This window comes from Amycolatopsis camponoti (assembly GCF_902497555.1).
In the GTDB taxonomy this organism is placed as follows: Bacteria; Actinomycetota; Actinomycetes; order Mycobacteriales; family Pseudonocardiaceae; genus Amycolatopsis; species Amycolatopsis camponoti.
This window is the reverse complement of sequence record NZ_CABVGP010000002.1, coordinates 2,461,150-2,483,157: the sequence shown is the minus strand read 5'-3', so window position 1 is coordinate 2,483,157 and position 22,008 is coordinate 2,461,150. Positions and strand designations below refer to the sequence as shown.

Here is a 22,008-nt window from a genome sequence, read left to right as displayed (position 1 = left end):
ACGATGCCCGCCCACACAATCACCCCGAGCAGGACGTCCCGGCGAACACGACGAGACCGGCGCGTCTTCTGGCTCGTCGTCCTGGCGGCGCTCCTGGTGGCCGTGCTCAGCGCAGTCGCCGTCGGGTCCGCCACGGCCGGCCAGCAGTCCGCCGCCGCAGCCCAGCTCGATCCGGCGCAACCGCCATTGCCGTTCCCGCCCAACCCGGATTGCGCGCCGGGTTCCGCCGAGCCGGCCTGTCACCTTCCGAGCGCGAGTTCGGTACCGCCGATTCCGGCGACGCCGTTGCCGCCGATCACCACGCTGCCGGCACCGCCCTCATGCTTTCCCGGCTCCTTGGCCGGCGGCTGTGCACCGCCGGGCGACACCGATGCGCCGTGTCAGGGGCCGAACTGCATTCCGCAGCCCTCCACGCTCGTCCCGAGCGCGCCGCCGCCGGTTCCGGTACCGAACGGTGTGGGCGACGCGGCGGAGTGCGGGCTGACCGACTTCACCGGGTGCATGGTCGTCGCCGCGAGCGCGATGTTCGCCGCGGTCGTCGCCGCCGGGCTGAACCCGTTGCTCGAGCTGCTCGGCAAGACGCTGCTGACCACTCCGGAGCCTGATCGGCTGCCGGGTCTCGGCGCGGTGTGGACCGGGTCGTGGCACATCCTGCTCACCGCCTACGTGATCCTCGTGCTGCTGGCCGGGCTGATCATCATGAGCTACCAGACCCTGCAGGCCCGCTACACCGTCAAAGAACTCGCACCCCGACTCGTCACCGGGTTCCTCGCCGGCACGCTCTCGCTGTTCCTGGTGACCAAGGGCATCCAGGTCGCCAACGCGCTCTCCGCTGCGGTGCTCGGCGAGGGCACCGACCCGGCCGCGATGACCCGCAGCTTGATCACGATGGTGCAGAGCTCGCTGCACGGCGGCGGCCTGTTCCTCGGCATCCTCGGGCTCGGCCTGGTCGCGATGCTCCTGGTCCTGCTCGTCGTGTTCGTCGTCCGGGTCATGGTGACGATCCTGCTGATCGCCGCCGCGCCGATCGCGCTGATGTTCCACGCGCTCCCCCACACCGAAGGCATCGCCTACCTGTGGTGGAAAGGCTGCGGCGGCGTGCTGGCCATCCAGATCGGACAGTCGCTCACGCTCGTGGTCACGGTGAAGGTCTTCTTCGCCCCGGGCGGGTTCACGCTCTTCGGCCCGACGATCTCCGCGTTGATGAACCTGCTGCTGTGCATCGCGCTGATGTATGTGCTGATCAAGATCCCGTTCTGGTTCCTCGCCCCGCTGCGCTCCGGCCGCCCCTCCATGCTCGGGCGGATCGCGCGCGGCGTGATCGCCTATAAGACGATGGGCTTGCTCGCCGGCGCTTCAGCCAGCCGCGGTGCCTCGCGACCTCGTACCGGTGGGCCGAGCGCACTGTCGGATCCGCATGCAACGCGGTCCGGGCAGTTCATGCTGCCGATGAAACTGCGGCGTACCACCGGCCAGGCGAGGACCGTGCGCCGAGGATGGGACGAGCTCCCCCGCGCCGGCGCCCTTGATGGAACACCGGGGCCGGGCCAGCTGTCGTTGTTCACGACGCGTACCGGCGACTCAACGGTAAAGGCGAACCCGCGCGCGCTGCCGCTGAAGGATCTGTCGAACGCGCTGCCCGCGGACCAGCTCGGGTTGCCGATGACCGTGCGACGCGATCCCGACCGCACCCCACGACGCTCGCTGGCCGACGACCTCGCCGCGCCGACGCCGACCACTCGGCCGCCGCGGCAACCGGGCCTGCTGACGCCGGACGGGCGGATCAGCCGCAACGCGCGTCCGCCGGCGAAGCTGCCGAACGCGCTGATCGCGCCGAGCGCGGGCATGCTGCCGATCCACCTGCCGCCGCAGACTCCGCGGCCCGCGCGACGCGGCCTCGCCGACGAGCTCGGCCGGACCACCCGCGCGCCGCAGACCGGGCCAGGCCTGATCACGCCTTCGGGGCAGATCAACCGGGCGGCCCGTGCTCACCGCCGTCCTGCGCGCGACGCGTTCAGCGGGAACCGGCCGCTCGCGTCCGGGCAGTACCCGCTCCCGCTCGGCCTCCGCCGCCAGCCGAAACCCGAGCCCCCGGCCGCGCCAATACCGGCGCGGAAGCCGGTCGGCAAGCAGTTGCCCCTGCCGCTGGATCTGCCGCCTCGGCGGCGCCGCCCCAAATCGAAGTGAGGTAGCGAGGTCATGTCCCGTCCCGTGCGCATTCCCGCCGACGTCGACCGCCCCGACCACGTGCTCGGCCCGCTCACCGCGCGGCAGCTGACGATCCTCGGCGTCACCGGCCTGCTGCTCTACGCCCTCTACGGCGCGACCCGCGGATTTCTCCCAGTCCCACTGTTCCTGCTCGTCGCGGTCCCGATCGGACTCGCGGTCACGGTCATCGCACTCGGCCGCCGCGACGGCGTCGCGCTCGACCGGCTGCTGCTGGCCGCGATCCGCCAGCGCCGCACGCCGCGCCACCAGGTCTCGGCGCCGGAAGGTGTCGGGCCGGTCCCGGAATGGCTCGCCGGTGACCACGAGCGTGATGACGTGGCACCGACGCCGCTGGAGCTGCCCGCGCGCGGCGTCGACAACGGGACGACCGCCGGTGTCGTCGATCTCGGCGACGACGGGCTCGCGGTGATCGCCGCGTGCTCGACGGTCAACTTCTCGCTGCGCACGCCCGCCGAGCAGGAGGCGCTCGTCAGCTCGTTCGCGCGGTACCTGCATTCGCTGACCGCGCCCGTGCAGTTCCTGGTGCGTGCCGAGCGGCTCGACCTCTCCCCGCAGATCGCCGAGCTGCGCGACCGCGCCGGCGGGCTCCCCCACCCCGCGCTCGAAGCCGCCGCGCTCGATCACGCGGACTACCTCGCTCAGCTCGGCCAGCACGCGGACTTGCTGCGCCGCCAGGTGCTGCTCGTTCTGCGCGAACCGACGCGTCCCGCGGTCGTCGACAGCGTCAGCTCGACCCTGGGACGCCTGCGACGCCGTCCCGCAGCGCCCGCGGTCGATCGAGCAGCGCGGCAAGCCGCCGAGCAGCGGCTCGCCCGGCGCCTCAACGAAGCGGTCGAGCTGCTCACCGCAGCCGGGATCGTCGTCACCGCGCTGGACGCCGCGACGGCGACCGGAGTGCTCGCGGCGGCGTGCAACCCCGACACCTTCCTCCCGCCCTCGGCCGCGCTGACTGGCGCCGGCGACGTCGTGACCGCCGCCCCGGTAGGCGACCTCTACGACGACTTCGAAGGCAGGTGAGCGAGATGTCCCGCACCCGGCATCCCGGTTCAGCGGCCGCGACGTTCACGCCGGACTCGCTCTCGATCGGCACGCGGCACCTCGAGGTCGGCAACGAATGGGTCGCCTCCTTCGGCGTCACCGGCTACCCGCAAGAGGTCTACCCCGGCTGGCTCGCCCCGCTGCTGACCTACCCCGCCCGCCTCGACGTCTCCGTCCACATCCAGCCGGTCGACCCGGTCACCGCGGCCAGCGGCCTGAAGAAGCAGCGGGCCCGGCTGGAGTCCTCCCGCCGCCACCACACCCGCCACGACCAGCTCGACGACCCAGACCTCGACGCCGCAGCCGAGGACGCCGCCGACCTGTCCCGGAGGATCGCCCGCGGCGAAGGCCGACTGTTCAAGTTCGGGCTCTACCTGACCATCCACGCCCCCGACGAGCAAGCGCTCGCGGAGGAGGTGTCGGCGTTGCGGTCGTTGTGCGCGTCGCTGCTGCTGGACGCCAAACCCGCGACGTACCGGTCGCTGCAGGGCTGGGTGACCACGCTGCCGCTCGGGCTGGACTCCCTCGGTCTGAAAAGGACGTTCGACACTGCCGCCGCGTCCGCAGCGTTTCCTTTCACATCCCCCGACCTACCCGTCACGGATCCGACGTCGACCTCGCCCAGTGGCGTGCTCTACGGCTACAACGTCGGCTCCCAGGGCCTGGTGCACTGGGACCGGTTCACCTGCGACAACCACAACTCCGTCGTCCTCGGACGATCCGGCTCCGGCAAGTCCTACCTGGTCAAGCTCGAAACGCTGCGCAGCCTGTACCGGGACATCCAGGCGTTCGTCATCGACCCCGAAGACGAATACGCCCGCCTCGCCGACCAGGTCGGCGGCGCCTACGTCCACCTCGGCGCCGGAGGCGTCCGGCTCAACCCCTTCGACCTGCCCATCCACACCACCGCATCCGGCCGCCGAACCGCACCGCAGGACGCACTGAACCGGCGCGCCCTGTTCCTGCACACCGTGCTCGCGGTGTGCCTGGGCGCCGAGCTGACCGCCGGCGAACGCGCTGTCCTCGACACCGCGCTCATCGCGACCTACGCGAACGCCGGCATCACGACCGACTCACGGACCTGGACCCGGCCCGCGCCGCTGATGCTGGACCTGCGTGACACCCTGGCGGTCACCGACGACGGCGCGGACCTCGCCGCTCGGCTGCATCCGTTCGTCGACGGCGCCTTCGCCGATCTGTTCTCTGGCCCCACGACCACGACGCCGGACGGGCATCTCGTTGTGTTCTCGCTGCGGGACTTGCCCGACGAGCTCAAGGCGATCGGCACGCTGCTGACCCTCGACGCGGTCTGGCGGCGGGTGTCCAACCCGGCGGATCGTCGCCGGCGGCTGGTGGTCGTTGACGAGGCGTGGCTGCTGATGCAGTCACCCGAGGGCGCGAAGTTCCTGCATCGGATGGCGAAGACCTTCCGCAAGCACTGGGCGGGTCTCACCGTCGCCACCCAGGACATCGACGACGTTCTCGGCAGCGAGCTCGGCCGCGCGATCGTGGCCAACGCCGCCACCACCGTGCTATTGCGCCAATCTCCGCAGGCGATCGATCAGATCGCGGTGACCTTCAACCTGTCCGAGGGTCAGCGTCAGTTCCTGCTCACCGCCGACCGCGGCCAAGGACTGCTCGGCTCCGGCACCGAATGGGTCGCCTTCCAAGCCCTCGCGTCGCCGACGGAGAACGTCCTCGTCACCACCGACCCCGCTGAACTCGCCGAGATCACCCAGGACTTCGGCGACCCCGCGATGGACGACGTCGTCGACCTCGGCCCCGAGGTCGCCTCGTGATCCGGCCCGAGGGATGGGTCGGCGGCTACCTGACCGATCCGTGGGGCGCGGTACACCAGCTGCTCGCGGAAGTCCTCGACGTGGCGTGGAGCTGGGGCCCGATCGCCCTTCCGGTGCTCGCGCTCGTCGCCGCGGGCCAGGCCGTCGGCCGACGCTGGTGGCGAGGCCGCTGCCACGCCACGCTGGTTGCCGACGCGCGGTGCGTCACCGTGCTCACGCCACCCACCGTCGATCCCGCCGGCGGCGTCCTGCTGTGGTCCAACCTCGTCGGGCTGCTGCGGCCGAGCTGGCGACGCTGGTTCAGCGGACAGCCGCACCTCGCGTGGGAGTACCGGTTCTCCGAACACGGCGTCACCCTGCGCCTATGGGTCCCCGGCGTGATCCCGCCTGGCCTGGTCGAGCGCGCGATCGAAGCCGCCTGGCCCGGCGCCCACACCCGCACCGTCCCCGCCGACCCGCCGCTGCCCGCACCCAAGACCGGCCTGCACGCCATCACCGTGGGCGGGCAGCTGCGGCTCGCGCGGCCGGAGGCGCTGCCGATCCGGATCGGGTTTGACGCCGACCCGATCCGCGGCCTGCTCGGCGCGCCGGTCGGCCTCGGCCGCGACGAGTACGCCAGCGTGCAGATCCTCGCCCGCCCGGTCACCGGCCGACGGGTCAGTCGAGCACGCCGCGCCGCGCGGCACGTGCATTCCGGCGCGTCCGGCCGGCTCGGCGGCCGGCTGCTCGACCTCCTCACGCCAGGCGCGTCGGCAGCTCGGTCTGGACGTCCGCGCGATGCTCGACGGATCAGTCAGGATCCGCAGCTGTCGCTGGAGTACTCCGCGCAGAACCGGGCGATCGTCGGCAAGCAGCGCGGCTCGCAGTACGAGATCGTCGTCCGCTATGCCGTCACCACCCATCTCCCAGTCGACGCCGACGAAGCCGACGTCCGTCGGACCCGGGACACCGCCCGCGGCCAGGCGCATGCCCTGGCAGCGAGCTTCGCCGCCTACACCGAGCACAACCACTTCCACCGACTCCGCCTTCACCACCCTGCCCAAGCCGTTGCGACCCGGCGGCTCGACCGCGGCGACCTGCTGTCCGTGCCGGAGCTGGCCGCGCTCGCACACCTGCCGATCGACGCCGAGATCCCGGGTATAGAGCGCGCCGGCGCGAAGGCCGTCGCGCCACCGCCAGGCGTCGCGGTGCCTGGCCCGGAGGTCAAGCCGCTCGGGGTCGCCGACTCCGGCCACGCCCGCCCGATCGGGCTACGCGTGCCAGACGCCCGCCACCACCTGCACGTGCTCGGCGCCACCGGGTCCGGGAAGTCGACGCTGCTCGGGAACCTGATCCTCGACGATGCGGACGCCGGCCGCGGCATCGTGCTCATCGACCCCAAGGGCGACCTCGTCACCGACGTCCTCTCCCGGCTCCCGCGCGAAGCCGCGGGCCGGGTCGTGCTGTTCGACGCCGACTCCCGGCAGCGCCCGCCCTGCCTCAACCCGCTCGAAGGCGGCGAGACCGACCGCGAGGTCGACAACCTCGTTTCTGTCTTCCGCCGCGTCTACTCCGCGTTCTGGGGTCCCCGCACCGACGACCTCATGCGCGCCGCCTGCCTCACCCTCCGAGCCCAAGACGGCGTGCCCACCCTCGCCGACCTGCCCAAACTCCTAACCAGCGAGGCCTTCCGTACCCGGATCACCGGCGGGCTGAGCGACCCGGTGCTCGCCGGGTTCTGGGAGTGGTACGACGAGCTCACCGACTCCAGCCGCAGCCAGGTCATCTCCCCACTGATGAACAAACTCCGCGCCTTCCTGCTGCGCCCGTTCGTCAAGGACGCCATCGCCGGCGGCCGCTCCACCGTCGACATGCACGACGTCCTCAACGAGGGCGGCATCTGCCTGGTCCGGATCCCCAAGGGCTCCCTCGGGGACGAGACCACTCGGCTCATCGGGTCCGTAATCGTTGCCCGGACCTGGCAGGCCACCACCGGCCGCGCCTGCGTCCCGCAGCGAGAGCGGCCGGACGCGTCGCTGGTCATCGATGAGTGCCACAACTTCCTCAACCTGCCGTATCCGATCGAGGACATGCTCGCCGAAGCCCGCGGCTTCCGGCTGGCGATGACGCTCGCGCACCAGCACCTCGGGCAGCTCCCCCGCGAGCTCAAGGAAGGCATCTCGACCAACGCGAGGTCGAAGATCTTCTTCAACGCTTCCCCCGAGGACGCCCGCGAACTCGCCCGCCACACCGGGCCGCGGTTGTCCGAGCACGACCTCGCGCACCTCGGCGTCTACCACGTCGGCGCCCGCCTGGTCGTCCACGGCGCCGAGACCGAGCCGTTCACGATGACCACCTCGCCGATGCGCCCCGCCGTTCCCGGGCGAGCCAAAGAGATCCGCGCGGCCATCCGCAGCGCCGAGGCCACGCCCCCGAGTCACTCGCCGTCCTCGCGACCTGCAGCACACGGACGCAAGACCGATCCCCGCCGCGCACGCCGTGACGCTTCGACCGGAGGTTCGCCGTGATCACCACGACCACCCGGCAGCACCAGCTGCGCCAACACCTTCCCGGCCGGACAGCAGCCCGCGCTGCCAGCTCAGTCGAGCACCAGGCCGCACTCGCCGCCCGCCTCACCGCCCGCGACAAGTGGCTGCTGGCCCTGCTCTACGAACACCGCGTCCTGACTTCCACGCAGATCCAGGGCGCTGCGTTCCCGTCGAGCCGCTCGACTCGTCAGCGGCTGCGCGAGCTGTACCTCTGGCGCGCCGTCAGCCGGTTTCAGCCCTTCCGCCAGCTCGGCTCGGCACCGATGCACTACGTTCTCGGGCCAGCCGGCGCCGCCGTCCTGGCCGCCGAGCACGGCTTGGAGGTCAAGGACCTCGGCTACCGGCACGACCGCTCGATGGCCATCGCCCACAACCAGCGCCTCGCCCACACTGTCGGCGTCGCCGACTTCTTCACCTCCCTCATCGCGCGCAGCCGACGCCATGACCCTGTTCGATGTGGTGAGGGGGTCACGGCGTGGTGGTCGGAGACCCGCTGCGCCCGCCACTTCGGCGACCTCGTCATCCCCGACGCCTACGGCCGCTGGCACAGCGCGACCGGTGAGCTCGAGTTCTTCCTTGAATTCGACACTGGCAGCGAGTCGCTGACCAAGGTCTCCCGCAAGCTGCTCGCCTACGCACGGCTCGCCGACTCCACCGGCATCGCCACCCCGGTGCTCTTCTGGCTACCGACCAGCCGCCGCGAGGCCGGCGCCCGTTCCGCCCTCGCCCGCATCCACGCCGACCTCGACCAGACCGCCGACGTCCCCGTCGCCACCGCAGCCGCCGACCTCCTCAACTCGGATGCGAACTGCCCGAGCCCGGCCGACGAGGTCTGGCTCCCGCTCAACACGACGTCCTCGAAACGGACTTCCCCGCGGTACAAACTCGGCGAACTGACGCGCGCCTGGCCGGCCCTCGCTCCGGCGGCCCCTGACTTCGACGACGCGATCGCCCCGACGTCCGGGCAGGCCGTCGCCTACCGGCTGCCGCCGCCCGCTCCCACGCCTCCGAACGCCACGCCCAGCCGAACCCGCCGTCCCGGGCCCTGATCACGCGAGGAGTCTCTTCATGGGATCGAAGATCGCGGTCGGCGTCGCCGTTGTGCTCGCGATGTTTCCGGTGCTGTTGGGAGCCGTGCCGCAGGCCGTCGTAATGGCGTTCACCGGCAACGGGAGCACGACCTGCACGCCCGGAGGGACGACTACCGGCTCTGTGCCCGGCTATGGGGCCGACCAGCTCGCCAACGCGGCGATCATCACCTCGGTTGGGAAGGAGCTGCAGGTTCCCGAGCCTGGCTGGGTCATCGCGGTTGCGGTCGCCATCCAGGAATCCACCTTGCGCAACCTCGATCACGGCGACCGGGACAGCCTCGGCCTCTTCCAGCAGCGTCCCTCTCAGGGCTGGGGCACGCCCGAGCAGATCGTGGACCCGACCTACGCGGCGACGCAGTTCTACCGGCACCTGCAGGCCTTGTCCGGCTGGCAGCAGATGAGCCTCAACGACGCCGCCCAGACCATCCAGCGGTCCGGCACACCCGACGCCTACGGCCGCCACGAGACGGACGCCGAGGCCATCGTGGCCGCGGTCGCCGGCGTGGCCTGCGAGCACACCGGCGCCGGGGGCTGCGCGAACATCGCCGCGCCGACGCCCGCCGCGCTCACCGCCATCAACTACGCCTGCGGACAACGCGGGCTGCCGTACGTGTGGGGCGGCAACGGCCCCGAGGACGGCGACGCCGGCTTCGACTGCAGCGGCTTGACCCGAGCCTCCTACGGCGCAGCCGGCGTCCCGTTGCCGCGGACCTCGCGCGAGCAGTACGCGGCCGGACCGCATGTGCCCGCCGGCGCCCCGCTGCTTCCGGGCGACCTCGTCTTCTACGCTACCGCCGGGCGCGTGCATCACGTCGGCCTGTACATCGGCGGCGGCAACATGATCGACGCGCCCGACTTCGGACAGGCCGTGAAGGTGGAGCCCTATCGCCACCCCGGTGACGACTACATCGGCGCGACCAGGCCAACCGCGCCCCGTTGACGCTCCCACATAAGCACTTCTGGGCGACACGTGTGTCTTGTTTGGACAATGGCTTGACATGAAGCGGCTGACGGAGCGTCCATAGACGTGTAGCCCGAACCACCGGATGCGCACCGGCGGGCGAACGCCCCGGCCGGGGCATGACCATCCACCGCTTCTGCCGAAACGGAGCTGTCATGCCCGAAACCCAGAACACCCAGCCGAACCACACCAAACCCGACACCGCGGAAACGAAGGTTCGCCACGCCCTGGAGGCTGACCCCGGCACGACTGCCGCAAAGCTGGCCAGCGCTGCCGGAGTCGGGCGCTCCACAGCCACGAAGATCCTCTCCCGCTGGGCCGCCGAGGGACTGGTGACCCGAACCACCGGCAAGGACCAGTCGGTGCCCGTCACGTGGACCATATGCAACGAACAGAACGACGACACTGCCGAAGTCGCGGCAACCGGCGAAGACGTGCCCGCCACAGCAGATCAGGAGAAGGACGCTCCCGCCGGAGACCCTGCCGAACGAGAAGCGGATCCCTCGTCCTTGTCCGACCCCGGCGCCAGCACTGCCTCGGACACGGTGACCTCTGCGGATCCGACGGCCGACACGCCGAAGCAGGAACGCCTGCCGAAGGGCGGGCTTTACGAGCTGGTGAGGGAATTCCTGCAGGCGCATCCTGGCGAAGAGTTCGGCCCCGCCAAGATCGGCACGGAACTGGTCCGATCCAGCGGCGCGGTGAACAACGCCCTGGAGAGGCTCGTCACCAACGGGCTGGCAACGAAAACGTGCGAGGCACCGAAGCGCTTCACATCCAGCTGACTGCCCAGCTCAACCAAATAGGGGCGGATCGCCACGATGGCGATCCGCCCCCATTTGTACTGGCCCCAGCAGAAAGGTCACTCCGTCGCCCGCTGGCTCACCTCGGCCGGATGAGGAAACACGCACTCGTCGTCGCAGTCCTGCGCGCCAGCTGTGGCGATGAACGGACAGTCGCCTCGGTGGGCCTTGGTGAAGGTGACGCTACCGTCGGGGTGCTCGAGTATGTGCAGTGCGCCGCCGTGGCGATACGCCCAAGCGATGTCGTCCGGGTCGATGCACTTCTCGCCATCGAAGCCGTAAGTCGTGGCCAGCAACGCGCTGATCGCACCGTGGACATGGGGTGAGATGGTCTGAGTGGCAGGTGGGGCAGCAAGAATTTCGGCGGCCCTGCCGAGGAGACGCTCGGTCAGCGTCTCGAGAGCGGTGGCAGCATGGACGTCGGCGCTCGGCCGCGGCGTGTCGTGCCACCAGTTGCTGGGAGCGTCAGCGGCGATGCTTGTCCACGTCATCTGGTCGCTGAGCACCTCGGCGACAGCGAAGCTTTGGTTGATGTAGTCGCCGCGCTCGATGCGTGCTCGGAGCGTGCGTCCGGCAAACTCGACGACGCGGGTGTGGTGGTAGCTGGTTGGGGTAGCGCCGGTCGCTTCGTCGCGTTCGGTCATCGAGGCGTTCATCGTGGTCTCCTCCGTCTTTGCGTGTGATTTGTTGGTCGTGCGGGGTCCATTCAGGTCGTCAGGTCGAGGCAAACCCCAACAGGCGAGCCAGCTCTGGCGCGATCACGGCAGCGCGATCACGAGAAACAAGAAATGACATCTCCACGTATGGCGAGCGAGTGTTCAACTGGATGCGTGATTCCCCGTCGTCGAGTCGACAGACGGTGAGGCTCGACGGCCCGGGCACGACACGTACCGGGCCGCCGAACGCTTGCGCGAGGTCGAGCGCGGCCGCGCGTTCTTGCGCCAGTCGCTTGTGGCGTTGAGCGTTGCGCTCTCGGATGCGGCCAGCCCAATATCGGTAAGAGGGAAGGACATCTTCTTCGAGGCGGTCGGCGACCTCCTTGATCGGAGTGCGGGTCTCCACCAGCACCGGACGCGGTTGATGTTCTTTCGGGAAGAACCAGCCTGGTGGGTATTTCGTGCGGTGGTGGACGTAGCCGTCGGGTTCGGACCAGCCGGTCGACGATTCGTCCTCGTCATACGGCAGGACGGGCTGGAGGGTGTAGGCCCATGGTCGGAGGTTCTTGACCGGATCAACGCGAAGGGCTTCGCCCGCTGGGCCGAGGAGGACCGTGCCGCCGTAGAGACTCTTCATGTAGCCGGAGTGGCGCAGGTAGGTCACCAGGCCCCACGCCCCTTCGAGTTCGGATGTCAGACCGACTGCTGCACTGATGATTCGTTCTTCGCGGGTCGGCATGGTGGCTCGCCTTTCCGTAGATATTCCAGGTAGTTACGGTGGTGGCTAGGGTTTCGCGCGCGCCGGGCCTGGCACGGGTTACCGGCGGGCGGCGGCACGCAGGGCAGTGGTGGCGGCGTGCCCGATGGCGCGGGCGGCCGTCGTGGGGTCGGTCAGGACGTGGACGGTGGCCCCGTCGAGCGGGGTGTCGAATTCGCTGGTGGTCAGCCACAGCACCGCGCACCCGGACGTGCGGAGCCGGTCGAGCTTCTTCTGGCCGTTGCGGCGCGGGTCGGCGCGGTAGTTCCCGTCGGACACGACGACCACCAGCCGGGCCGCGCCCGGGCGGGACAGGCCAAGAGAACCGTCGAGGGCGTCAAGCGCTCGGGGAATGTCCTCGTAGTTGTCGTCGGAGTGGAACTCGGTGACCTCGGCCGGCGGGTTGCCCGGCCGGGTCAGCGGGCGGACGTGGTGCCCGAAGATCACACTCGCGGTGTCGGCAGGCACCCGGGTGTGGCGGGCGGCGTTGGACAGGATCCAGGCCGCCGAAGCCACGTGAGCGCGCGCCCAGCCCATCGAGCCGGACACGTCGCACGCGATCCCGACCCGCAGCGGCGGCACGGTGACTGGTGTGCGGATGGTGCGGGTGAACGGCTCGGCGGTCACCACGGCCCCGGCGGCACGCTGGGCTTCGGCGGCACGCACACCGCGCATCCGCAGCCGTCCCGGAGGCACCTCCGAGGCGGAGCGCACGGCGACGCGTTCGCGGGATCCGGCGGTGTCCAACGCCCGCGCGAGCACCCGCGCAGCCGTGCACTCCTCCGGTGTCGGTGGCCGAGTGCCTGCCGTCCGGGTGTCGCCACCACGGGGGCCGCCGGTGCCGAACACTCGCCGCGCCACCTGCCCCGCTTTCTTCTCGGCGGCTTCTTCGTGTTCCTTCGCGGCGGCGGCGACGGCGGCCGGGTCCTCAGGTGCCTTCTCGCCCGCGACCTTTGCCGCCACACCGTCCAGCACGGCGGCAATGGCGTCCGCCAGCGGTGACGGGCTGGTGGGGGCTCCGGGTCCGGGTGAGCCGCCGGACGGGTCCGGGGTGCCGGGAGAGGCAGGGTGCGCGGCCGGGTCTGGGTCGTCGGGGTCGGTGCCGAGGATCTCGCACCACTGCCGCCCGAGGTCGAGCATCTCCTCGCCCGCGTCGTCGGCGGTCCGCAGCGCCTGTCGCCACACCGCCCGCAGTTTGCCGAGGACGTCCGCGCCGAGCACGTCCTCGACGACCCGGGCGAGCGGGTAGACCTCGGCATTGGTGAGCACCCCGCCGTCCGCCCGTCCCAGCAGGAGCGCGGCGGAGCGCGCGGCGTCGGCGGGGGTCATCTTCGGGGCGGTGGCGGGGTCGGCGTAGAGGTGCAGGTCGGTGGCGACGATGCCGTTCACGCAGGCGCGCAGCCAGTGCCGGTCGTCCGGGCGGCGGCGGATGTGCGCCGCTTCCATCCGTGGCTCTTCCAGCAGCATGGCGGCGGCGACCACGGCGGGCGGGGCGTCGTCCGGGGGTTCCCATGCGGTGTGTTTGGCGTGGCCGCACTCGTGGGTGAGGGCACCCCACGCTGGGGCGTAGCGGGGCCGGTCGGACAGGTTGGCGGGGTCCACGGTCGCGGGGTCCACCCCGAGGTGGTCGCCGTCGACTTCGATCAGCGCTCGGTGCGGGTAGAAGCAGGCCGGGGCACCGCCACCCGCACCGGGCGCGACGCTGACCACGAGGTCATCACGGTCGGCGATCACGGGGACCTCGTCGGCGAACGCGGCGGACAGGGTCAGCCACTCCGGTCGCGCGGGAAACACAGCGGCACCGGTAGCGGTCGGGTCGGCGGTGAAGTGGGTGCTCATGGCGCGGGTCCTTTCGCGACGGTTTGCGGCGTGAGGAGAGTCAGGGTTTGGTGGCAACGCGGGCACCGAGGGCCAGCGGGGTGACGGTTTTGCCGAAGACGTCGCGCACCACGGCGGCGACGGTCACGCGGTCTTCTTCCGGCGCGATACCTACGAGGTTTCCGGCGGCGGCGTCGAGGTCCCACGCGTCGGCGAGTTTCTTGAATGCCAGCAATTCGCGCAGCTGGGGCGCCCAGCCGATCTCGCCCTTTTCCTGTCGGGTGGCGAGGTTGCGTGCCACCCGTACGGCTTTCTTGTCGACTCCGAGTTGTTCGGCGAGGGCGTAGTCGCTGGAGACCTGGATGTGTACGGAGAACCGGGAAGACAGTGCGTCGGTGAGGATGGCCCCATGGACACCGGGGTTGTGTCCGGCGACGACGTAGAACCCGGGTTCAGCCTTGACGACTTCGCCGCCGTTGGCCTTGACCACGATTTCGCGGCGTCCGTCCATCGCGGGGTAGACCACGGCGAGCACGGTCGGCGGGATCAGGGTGGCGTCGTCGATGAACAGCGGGACCCCCTCGCGCATCGCACGGACCAGCGGCCCGTGGACGAACACGAAGTCGCCGTCCGGGGTTTTGGTGTAGTCGCCCACCAGATCGGCGACCACAGTGTCGCCGTCACCCTGGACCGTGAGGCAGTCGTTGAATGCTGCCTCCACCACCGAGGTCTTTCCGGTGCCGGGTGGCCCGTACAGGAGTGCGGCGACCCCGGCGTCACGTAGCCGCGCCAGCGCGGTCACGTCCGGCATGCCGGAGAGCAGCCGGGGGTGGTAGTCCATCCCGTTCGGGCGTTTCACTGGGCCGGTGACCTTCCGCGCCGGACGGGTCGGGCTACCGCCCGTGCCGGACGGGGCGGGCGTGGTCCGGGGCGCGGCGGGTGCCGTGGCGGGCGCTTTCGGGCGCGGCGCGCGGGGTGTGCGTGGCGGTGCGGGGGTGATGGCGGATGCAGCGGCGGCCGCTGTCGTCGCGGTCGCCCGGTAGGCCAGTGGCGTGGCGGTGGCGAGTTCGGCTTCTCCCCTGTCGGTCAACGCTTTGCAGGCGTTGCCGACGGCGCCGGATGAGCGGTTCAGGGTGTGCGCGATGGCGCCCGGGGTGTGAGTGTTCGCGGGGTGGTCGGCCAGGATCTTGGCGACCATCGCGCGGAGTTCGCCGTTGCGGAGCCGGGTCGCCGTCCCACCCGCCGGGGTGGTCGGCCCGGTGGCGGGTGCCGTGGCTGGCGTGGTGGGCGTGGTCATCGCGGGTATTCCTTTCCAAGCGAGTGGCGTGCGGGCGATACGACAAACCGGAACGGTTCTTGATTTGATTTCCGGGTTTCCGGTGGCCCAACAAAAGTAACTCGACAAAGCAGTCGCGCACAACGCCTTTCCACACCCCATTCGGGTGACGAATTCCCGCCTCCGCCAAAGGCTATCGACCATTTCATCGAATCGTTTGCACAGGTCGCAGGCGCAGAGCAGCCGGCCAATACCCCACAACACAAGGAAATGGGCATTCTATTTAAAAGAAACAAGAAACGAATGGGGACCACCAACTCAAGGCGAGATGACCATCGGAGCAGGACCGTGGATGGATGATCACAGCGGTTGGACCGACGAGGCGGGCCTGATGTGCTTACCTGCTTGTCGCCAAGCGAGTCTGGGATACCAGCGGATCCCTGCATGCAGGCGCTGACCTGCGCGAATGCGTGTACCCGGAGGATCCGCCTTAGGCGGTCCACGGAACACCAGGGCGATCGGCACCCACGGGGGCACCCCCGGCGGCCGTCGAGCACTCGACGGATGAAACCCCAGCCCCAATGACTCCAGCGAATGAGCCGCTCACAAGGCATGCGTAGCGCCTTGCCCGTCGACGAGAAGCACCGCAAGAGCCCGGCGACGACACGCCGAACGACAACAACTTCGAACGGAAACACCGAGGGACTTTTCTACGCGATGACTATCAGTAGGTCGACACTAACATCAGCCGTTGCTGCTCAGCTATTTCACCGTAGAGGTATTTATAAAGTCGCCTACAGGACGATTCAGGCCTTCGGGACCGCCATACCGGCGTGGAGCTCTCGTAGGCGCTCGGCGAACTCGATTGTGGCGCTGGTCGGTGTTTCGTCGATCTCGGCGAGGCGTGCTTCGAGCAGGCGCAGCGTCCTGGCTATCGCGTCGTGCCGGCCGAGGTTGTGTTCGAGACGCATGATGTCGCGGTAGAGCAGCTCGTTGTGCGGGTCGAAGTCCCGCGCGGACTCCAGCAACTCCAACGTGGACTCGGGATCACTCTGAACCCGCGCGCGTGCCAGGGCAGCGACGGCGTCGAGGGCATCGCGGCGAACGCCTTCCCGCAGCGCAGTGATCCATTCGGCTTCGACGCCGGCCGCCAGCTCGCCGCCGTAGCTCGCGACGATCGCGGCGTAAGCCGCGGCTCGTTGCTGGTCATCGGTCGTGGTGCGGCGTCGAGCGAGCGCGCCGGCGAATACCCAGTAGTCGACCTCGACGACAGCGGGTTCGAGGCGATACCGGCCGTGCTCGGCGACCACGAGATCGCCGAGGTCGGGCGAGGTGGCGTTGTCGACGGTGCTTCGGAGACGGGACAGGACAGTGCGCAGCACGGCAGCCGGGTCCCGCGCTGGGCGGTTGGCCCAGAGGCTGTCGATGATCGCGGCCCGCGGAACTCCCTCCGGATGGAGCGCGAGGTAGATCAGCAACTCCCACAGCCGTCGCGACAGGCTGCCGGTGACTTCGACCGTGTGATCCGGGCTGGCGACATCCGGTCGCCATGACAACGTCGGCTGCCCGAACACCGACAGCACCAGCGGCGTGACCGCATCGTGCTGGGATTCGACGGTCGGCACCGGAGCCGGCTCAGGTATTGCTTCGGCCCGGTCGGGTGCCGGAAGGCCTGCGATCTCCAACCCGTGCGCGGACTCGGCCGCAGGCTTGAGGTGGTCGTCGTCGGGAAGCCCGTGTGCGGCATCGAAGAGGGCGAACAGCTCGTGAGTCGCGGACTCGGGGAGGGTGAAGGCTCGCCGGCCGCGTAACGGCTCCCCTGGCCCGGGTGACGTGGCGGTGATGGCACCCGTCGAGTCCACGTAGGCCGTGACCCCGGGATGCCACTGGCCGAGTAGCAGCACGCTCGTGCTCGCGCGGCTGTCGGCGAGGGCGTGCTGCAGTCGGTTGCGGTCGGGTTCGCCGGCCGGCGCGCTCGCCAGGAGGATTCGGCGCGCGCCGATGACGGGGCTCTGGCTAGCGATGAGTGTGAGCGCGGCGGCGAGGTCATCGACGAGGTGGACGCAGCTCGGCAGGTCTGCGACGTGGTCCGGGACGCCGAGTAAGCCACGCAGATCCGCGGCCGGCGCCATGACCTCCGGGTCGCGCGCGGAGGTCATGGCCGTGAGCAGCAGCGCGCGGGCCGCGGCATGGCTGCCGGGTCCGATGAGACCGAGACCGTGCGTCTCCGCGAGGTCCAGCGCCAGTTCCGCGGCGGTCTCATCGGCGGGTCCGCCCAGTTCGGGCGCCGCACCGGGCTCGGCGGCGTCGCCTTCCGAATCCACGCCGGCAACATCGGCCTCGTCGAAGTCGGCTTGAGCGTGCTGGTGCGCCAGGTGTAGCTGGTAGACGACCGGGGAAACGGACAGGTCGTCGCGCTGGCCGCTGCCGGGCCGGTAGCCGGCGCGCTGACGTCCCCGGGCGACCAGCAGCGCCGCGCTGATCGCGCCCGCCAGCCCGAGACCGACGTAAACCTCGGGCTCCCAGGACGAGCTGGACCTCGGAGCAGCGGCGGGAAGCGCGATCGGGCTCGGCGGGGCGACGGTCGCGGGCTTCGCCGGTGGAGGCTGCAGCTGCGGCGGTTTCGGCTGGACGGGCCTGGTCGTCGGCGGTAGCTGGATCTGGTCGCCGGGATGGATCAGGCTGGGCGAGGTGAGCCTGCGACCGCCCGGCTGGGTGCTCATGGTGTTCAGCCGCCAGATCTCCGGCCACCGGTCGCCGTCTCCGAGGCGGCGTTGCGCGATCCGGTACAGCGAATCATGGACACCGTCGCATGGCCGACGCACCATCTCGACGTCCTCCGCCAAGCCGTCGGAAGCCGAGGGCGCGGTCACCGACGAGCTCACGCTGGACAGGGCCGAGCTGCTTCCTCCGGGCGCGGCGACGGCGCTGCGGCTGATGAACGACACGACGACGGCGGTGATGAGCACGGCGGCGGTTCGGCGGAACGGGCTGCCGCGACGGGCGAAGTCCGGTCGTCCGGCAGCGAGGACGAGGTCGCGTACGCACCCGGCCAGCTCGAGGATGAACGCGGCCCACAGCAGCCACGCGCCGCACGCGAGCACGTCCAGCAGCAGACTTGTCGACGGCGAGGCCGTCAGCACCTCGCCGAGTTCCGCCATCGTGGGCAGGTGATCCGGCAGGGGCCAGCCGATGAACCGCACCAGCGCCCACGGCAACCCGGCGCACAAGCCGGACAGCAGCGCGAGCGCCACGCCTCCTTGCAGCAGCCGTCGCGCTCCGCGCAGAACCGCACGACGCGCTCGCCGCAGTCCAGCTCTGGCCTGGTGGTCTGCAGGCACAACGGCGTCCCAGCTCAGCTTCGCTGGCCTTGGACGACCGCGTTCTGCAGACCGGGTGCCAGCGGCTTCGGTCGAAGTTCCGGCGGCGCGGGTACCGGCGTTGCCCCGGGATGCGGGTCCGGTTTCGGCCGACGGCTGCCGGGCGGACGGCCGCGCCGGGCGCGGGGCTTGCCGGCGGTGAGCCATTTGGTGAGGTCGGCGGTCGGGACATCGGTGAATTCGGCCAGCTCGTCGACGCTGACGACATCCGCCGCCGCGGCGAGCACGGTGCCGAGCTTGCGGTCGACCTCGATCAGCTCCTCGGCCAACGCGGCCCGGCGGCGCGCCAGCTCGCCGACCTCGCGGGCTGCAGCCGTCCTCCTCGCACTCTTCTCCGCGTCGGCTTTCTCGACGCGTCGTTCGATCTCGTCGGTCGTGATCATGCTTCCTCTCCTTCAGGGCTCGAGCGTGGTGATGCCGCGCTGGGGGTGTGCAGCGCCGCTGCCGTGGACGCCGATCGCCGGGATGCCGATGAGCGACAGTAGCTGGGTGCGCTGGCTGGTCGTGACCGTGACCGTCACGGTGTCGACCGTCGCGGTCACCTCGCCGGAGGCGCCGACTCCGGCGAGATACCAGCGGGCGAGCTCGTCGGCGTCCGCGGAGACCAGCCGCAACGCGCCGGTCGCCCGGTACGCGGCGAGATCGATCGCTTGCGCGCCGGCCCGTGCCGCAGATTCGGCCTGCCCGGTCGCTCGGACCTTTGCGGCGAGCGCGAGTCCGCCGTCGAGCCCCAGGCCGGCCAAGGCCAGCAGCCCGAGCACGAGCACGACGACGAACGCCGAGACCTGGCCTTCCTCTGCTCGCCACCACGCCGCACGACGGGCGTCCATTACGTTCCTCCGGTGGCTGGTTGGGAGCGATAGGTGTCGATGACCTCGCTGGCCGTGGCGCTCAGCGTCCGGCTGCCGGGCACCCCCAGGACGAGCGCCTGGCCGAAGTCGACGGTGCAGCGGACGCTGACGAGGACGGTGCTCCCCGGGCTCGCCGAGGTCGTCGTAGCGACCGCGGCGTCGCGACAGACCAGCCCAGCGTGCACGAGCGCCAAGGTGGCGGTCGCTTGTGCCGCCGTGCTGGCAGCGACCGGCGATCGCTGCAGACTCGCGGCGCGCGCGGCCTGGTGCGCGGCGTCATCGAGCCGCAGGCGCGCGTCGACGCCTCGGTGGACGACTACGGCGACGAATACCAGCAGCATGACCAGGACCGGTGCGATCAGGACGGCCTCGGCGGTCACCGCCCCGCCTTGGGCACGCCACCAGCCGACCACCCGCCGGAGCTGCACGGCGTTCACGGAGCCGGCTCCGCGGACGGCAGTTCCCACGGGAACCGTCCAGCGCCTGTCAGGTCTCGAGCCGCGGTGACATATGCGAAGACGGACTTCGGCAGTTCCTCGGCGACCTCGACCACCCGGCGGATCGACGCGGCGTCCAGCTCGGCGCGGAGGGCACGGGTGTGCTGGACGAGCTCAGTGTGGCGTAGCTTGGCTTCCCACTCACGGGCGAGCGTGACGCATCCCTGGAGGTGGAGGACCAGCTCGTCGAACAGGGTGTCGAACTCGGCGATCACCGCCGCGGTCGTAGCCGCGAGATCGGCCTCGTCTGGCATCGCCGCGAGCCGCGCGGCGTGCCGGCGAGCAGACGCCGTCCGGGCCAAGCGAACCAACGCATCCCAGACGACTTGGTGGACACGGTCAGGCAGCCCGGGGTCGAGCCAATCGCGTGCCTTCGAGCCGTGGAGTTCGCTGGTGAGCTCGACCAGCAGCCCGGCCGTGTGCTGCGCTGCTTTGCCGAGGTCCGCGAAATCAACGCTTCGGAGGAAGAACTCGCCGGGAGAACGCTCCAGACGGCAACGGCGTCCATGCCGATGCTCGTGATCGGTCGACAGGCAAGCTGCGGTGACGATCGCATCGCAGAAGCCGCTCAGCACTAGCGCAATGGCGCCGCCGATCGTCAACGCCCCGACGAGGGTTCCTCCGGCAGCGACACCCAGCGCCAGAGCCAGCAACCCCGCCGCACAACGAGCCGAGAAGAGTCGTTCGAGGAAGGTGCGAAGAACCAGCCGCCGCCAACGTTTCTCTGTTAGCGCGGGATTCCACAACACGGTGTCCGGTCCGTCGACAAAGTCGCCGACGGTCACTGACTCCGGCTTTTCGAGCAGTGGCATGGCTTCTCTCCCTTCGATCAGACGTCCGGAACGAACCTTTCGACCTCGCCGGCAGCTTCGGCGTGCACGTGCAGGTGCACGCCGGGCAGGACCGCGACGACCTCGCCCTCCACACTCACCGACGCCGAGGTCGAAGTACGGACGACCTCGATACGCGGCGAGCGCAGGGGTCCACGGACCAAGTCGTCGAGCAGCCGCTGGCCGGCGTCATGGCCGGCCGAGGTGGCGCCCTCCTGGACGCGGGTCACCGACAGGGCTTGGGAAGCGGCTGCCTGAGCGACGTGGACGGCGTGCGACCAAAGTGCGAATTGGACGATCGCCAGCAGCGCCAGCAGCAACAGCGGCGTCGCGATCACCAGCTCGGCGCTTACCTCTCCCCTATCCCCCGCCAACGCACGACGAAAACGCGCAATCACGTCAGCCGCCAAGGCCGAGGTCGATGCTGTTCGCCTTGGCCGTAAGCTTCGCCGCGATGATCGCGATCAAGGCGATCGCCAACACGGCCATGAGGGCCGTGACGATGACGGTGGTCGTGATCTCGCCGCGGTCGTCGTCCGCGAGGGTTCGCAGGATGCGTGCGGTGATGAGGTTCCAGAGAACTCGAATGTAGAGCAGCATGGTGTCTCCTGTGGACGTTCAGATCCCGTTGAGGACCTGCGTGATGGCTGGATACGCGATGAACCCGAGGAAGCCGAGGAACAGCAGGGTCACCGGCAGTGCCATCCGTTCGGTCGCGGCCTGCGCCTCGGCCTCGGCGTCGGCTACGAGATGAGTTCGCAGCGCGCCGGCCTTGGCGGACAGCGAAGCGCGGATCTTGGCGCCCTCGGTGCCGGCTAGGGAGATCGACGCGGCGAGTTCGGCGAGCTCGTTGATGTCCAGCTCGTCACCGAGCCGGCGCAGCGTCGTCCAAGGCGTGGTGCGCGTCAGCTGGGCGGCGGCGAGCGCGCGACGGAGTCGGGTGAAAGCCGGTCCGCATCCGACGCCCGCCGCCGCGAGCAAGGCCGACTCGATCCCCGCGCCGCCCGCGAGGGTGACCCAGACGAGGTCCAGAAACGCCGACAACGCGGCGCGGAACTCTGCACGTGCACGCGCGGCTTTCGCCCGGGCATCAAGGTCGGGTAGCAGAAAGCCCGCCGCGGCCAACACAACCGCGGTGACGAACGGGAGCTCGAAACCGAGCCGGAGGTCGCCGAGGGCAAGTAGGCCTTGAAGCAGGAACGGCGCCAGCAATCCGGTACAGCAGAGCACGAGCTTCACCGCCAAGTGCGCATCGACGCCACGGCCGAGCACGCGTAGATCGCGTTCGAGGCCACTCCCCGGCAAGCCGAGCGCCCGCAGACCAGGCAGGAGGGGCCGAGCCAAGGCCGTAGCCCACGTCGCGTCGGCAACCTCGACGAACGAACCCGCTCCTGAAAGCCGTCCTTGAAGTGTCTGCCGTGGAGGGATCGCCCAGGCCAGGATCAGCCACAGGCCGAGTCCGGTTCCGATACCGATCAAGACGACGGCGATCAT

19 protein-coding genes are annotated in these 22,008 nt (G+C 70.2%); 7 read left to right on the top strand and 12 right to left on the bottom strand.

Translation table 11 applies throughout. The annotated features are described in order from the left end of the window. Positions 1-3: 3 nt before the first annotated feature. The 7 genes from AA23TX_RS32005 (at position 4) to AA23TX_RS31975 (ending at position 10,431) form a co-directional block, all read left to right on the top strand. On the top strand, positions 4-2,187 hold the full coding sequence (locus AA23TX_RS32005) for a TrbL/VirB6 family protein (protein ID WP_230862798.1): 2,184 nt from the start codon (positions 4-6) through the stop codon (positions 2,185-2,187). 12 nt (positions 2,188-2,199) lie between these two features. After that, complete coding sequence (locus AA23TX_RS32000; protein WP_155546476.1) at positions 2,200-3,246, top strand: PrgI family protein; 1,047 nt, start codon at positions 2,200-2,202, stop codon at positions 3,244-3,246. A 5-nt stretch (positions 3,247-3,251) separates the two neighbouring features. Beyond that, positions 3,252-5,066 carry a VirB4 family type IV secretion system protein gene (locus AA23TX_RS31995; protein ID WP_230862797.1) on the top strand — a complete coding sequence of 605 codons (1,815 nt, stop codon included), beginning with the start codon at positions 3,252-3,254 and terminating at the stop codon, positions 5,064-5,066. Further along, a complete protein-coding gene (locus AA23TX_RS31990) occupies positions 5,063-7,573 on the top strand; it encodes a type IV secretory system conjugative DNA transfer family protein (protein ID WP_155546475.1) in 2,511 nt (836 codons plus the stop codon). The genes AA23TX_RS31995 and AA23TX_RS31990 overlap by 4 nt, the downstream gene beginning before the upstream one ends. Continuing rightward, complete coding sequence (locus AA23TX_RS31985; protein ID WP_155546474.1) at positions 7,570-8,643, top strand: replication-relaxation family protein; 1,074 nt, start codon at positions 7,570-7,572, stop codon at positions 8,641-8,643. Before AA23TX_RS31990 ends, AA23TX_RS31985 begins: the two co-directional genes overlap by 4 nt. A gap of 19 nt (positions 8,644-8,662) precedes the next feature. Further along, on the top strand, positions 8,663-9,625 hold the full coding sequence (locus AA23TX_RS31980) for a C40 family peptidase (protein WP_155546473.1): 963 nt from the start codon (positions 8,663-8,665) through the stop codon (positions 9,623-9,625). A gap of 176 nt (positions 9,626-9,801) precedes the next feature. Next, entirely contained in the window at positions 9,802-10,431 is a 630-nt protein-coding gene (locus AA23TX_RS31975) for a winged helix DNA-binding protein (protein ID WP_155546472.1), read from the top strand. A 77-nt stretch (positions 10,432-10,508) separates the two neighbouring features. Here AA23TX_RS31975 and AA23TX_RS31970 read toward each other — a convergent pair whose 3' ends face one another. The 12 genes from AA23TX_RS31970 to AA23TX_RS31915 all read right to left on the bottom strand — a co-directional run bounded on the left by AA23TX_RS31970 (position 10,509) and on the right by AA23TX_RS31915 (position 22,008). Beyond that, positions 10,509-11,105, bottom strand: coding sequence for a hypothetical protein (locus AA23TX_RS31970; RefSeq protein WP_155546471.1), 597 nt, complete (start codon positions 11,103-11,105; stop codon positions 10,509-10,511). A gap of 58 nt (positions 11,106-11,163) precedes the next feature. Continuing rightward, positions 11,164-11,844 (bottom strand): hypothetical protein, encoded by a 681-nt coding sequence (locus AA23TX_RS31965; protein WP_155546470.1) that lies wholly within the window; start codon positions 11,842-11,844, stop codon positions 11,164-11,166. Between the two features lie 78 nt (positions 11,845-11,922). Further along, positions 11,923-13,701, bottom strand: a complete 1,779-nt coding sequence (locus tag AA23TX_RS31960) for a vWA domain-containing protein (RefSeq protein WP_155546469.1) — start codon at positions 13,699-13,701, stop codon at positions 11,923-11,925. Between the two features lie 40 nt (positions 13,702-13,741). Further along, the gene (locus AA23TX_RS31955) at positions 13,742-14,977 is read right to left on the bottom strand and encodes an AAA family ATPase (protein WP_155547442.1); all 1,236 of its coding nucleotides are present in this window, start codon (positions 14,975-14,977) and stop codon (positions 13,742-13,744) included. Positions 14,978-15,762: 785 nt separating this feature from the next. Then, on the bottom strand, positions 15,763-18,210 hold the full coding sequence (locus tag AA23TX_RS31950; RefSeq protein ID WP_230862796.1) for an AfsR/SARP family transcriptional regulator: 2,448 nt from the start codon (positions 18,208-18,210) through the stop codon (positions 15,763-15,765). Positions 18,211-18,311: 101 nt separating this feature from the next. Next, entirely contained in the window at positions 18,312-18,719 is a 408-nt protein-coding gene (locus tag AA23TX_RS31945) for a hypothetical protein (RefSeq protein WP_155546468.1), read from the bottom strand. Positions 18,720-18,731: 12 nt separating this feature from the next. Then, positions 18,732-19,166, bottom strand: a complete 435-nt coding sequence (locus AA23TX_RS31940; protein WP_155546467.1) for a pilus assembly protein TadG-related protein — start codon at positions 19,164-19,166, stop codon at positions 18,732-18,734. Continuing rightward, on the bottom strand, positions 19,166-19,624 hold the full coding sequence (locus AA23TX_RS31935; RefSeq protein ID WP_155546466.1) for a TadE/TadG family type IV pilus assembly protein: 459 nt from the start codon (positions 19,622-19,624) through the stop codon (positions 19,166-19,168). The genes AA23TX_RS31940 and AA23TX_RS31935 overlap by 1 nt, the downstream gene beginning before the upstream one ends. Beyond that, on the bottom strand, positions 19,621-20,496 hold the full coding sequence (locus tag AA23TX_RS31930; RefSeq protein ID WP_155546465.1) for a hypothetical protein: 876 nt from the start codon (positions 20,494-20,496) through the stop codon (positions 19,621-19,623). Before AA23TX_RS31930 ends, AA23TX_RS31935 begins: the two co-directional genes overlap by 4 nt. A 17-nt stretch (positions 20,497-20,513) precedes the next feature. Further along, entirely contained in the window at positions 20,514-20,912 is a 399-nt protein-coding gene (locus AA23TX_RS31925; protein WP_230862963.1) for a TadE/TadG family type IV pilus assembly protein, read from the bottom strand. Position 20,913: 1 nt separating this feature from the next. Further along, positions 20,914-21,114 (bottom strand): hypothetical protein, encoded by a 201-nt coding sequence (locus AA23TX_RS31920; RefSeq protein ID WP_155546463.1) that lies wholly within the window; start codon positions 21,112-21,114, stop codon positions 20,914-20,916. A gap of 18 nt (positions 21,115-21,132) precedes the next feature. Then, complete coding sequence (locus AA23TX_RS31915; RefSeq protein ID WP_155546462.1) at positions 21,133-22,008, bottom strand: type II secretion system F family protein; 876 nt, start codon at positions 22,006-22,008, stop codon at positions 21,133-21,135.

Bases quoted from the DNA above. Each gene is read 5' to 3' on its own strand.
- AA23TX_RS31980 (WP_155546473.1), top strand. From the start codon at position 8,663: ATGGGATCGAAGATCGCGGTCGGCGTCGCCGTTGTGCTCGCGATGTTT.
- AA23TX_RS31945 (WP_155546468.1), bottom strand. From the start codon at position 18,719: ATGATCACGACCGACGAGATCGAACGACGCGTCGAGAAAGCCGACGCG.
- AA23TX_RS31970 (WP_155546471.1), bottom strand. From the start codon at position 11,105: ATGAACGCCTCGATGACCGAACGCGACGAAGCGACCGGCGCTACCCCA.
- AA23TX_RS31930 (WP_155546465.1), bottom strand. From the start codon at position 20,496: ATGCCACTGCTCGAAAAGCCGGAGTCAGTGACCGTCGGCGACTTTGTC.
- AA23TX_RS32005 (WP_230862798.1), top strand. From the start codon at position 4: ATGCCCGCCCACACAATCACCCCGAGCAGGACGTCCCGGCGAACACGA.
- AA23TX_RS31975 (WP_155546472.1), top strand. From the start codon at position 9,802: ATGCCCGAAACCCAGAACACCCAGCCGAACCACACCAAACCCGACACC.
- AA23TX_RS31920 (WP_155546463.1), bottom strand. From the start codon at position 21,114: ATGCTGCTCTACATTCGAGTTCTCTGGAACCTCATCACCGCACGCATC.
- AA23TX_RS31915 (WP_155546462.1), bottom strand. From the start codon at position 22,008: ATGATCGCCGTCGTCTTGATCGGTATCGGAACCGGACTCGGCCTGTGG.
- AA23TX_RS31960 (WP_155546469.1), bottom strand. From the start codon at position 13,701: ATGAGCACCCACTTCACCGCCGACCCGACCGCTACCGGTGCCGCTGTG.
- AA23TX_RS31955 (WP_155547442.1), bottom strand. From the start codon at position 14,977: ATGACCACGCCCACCACGCCAGCCACGGCACCCGCCACCGGGCCGACC.
- AA23TX_RS31995 (WP_230862797.1), top strand. From the start codon at position 3,252: ATGTCCCGCACCCGGCATCCCGGTTCAGCGGCCGCGACGTTCACGCCG.
- AA23TX_RS31965 (WP_155546470.1), bottom strand. From the start codon at position 11,844: ATGCCGACCCGCGAAGAACGAATCATCAGTGCAGCAGTCGGTCTGACA.
- AA23TX_RS32000 (WP_155546476.1), top strand. From the start codon at position 2,200: ATGTCCCGTCCCGTGCGCATTCCCGCCGACGTCGACCGCCCCGACCAC.
- AA23TX_RS31940 (WP_155546467.1), bottom strand. From the start codon at position 19,166: ATGGACGCCCGTCGTGCGGCGTGGTGGCGAGCAGAGGAAGGCCAGGTC.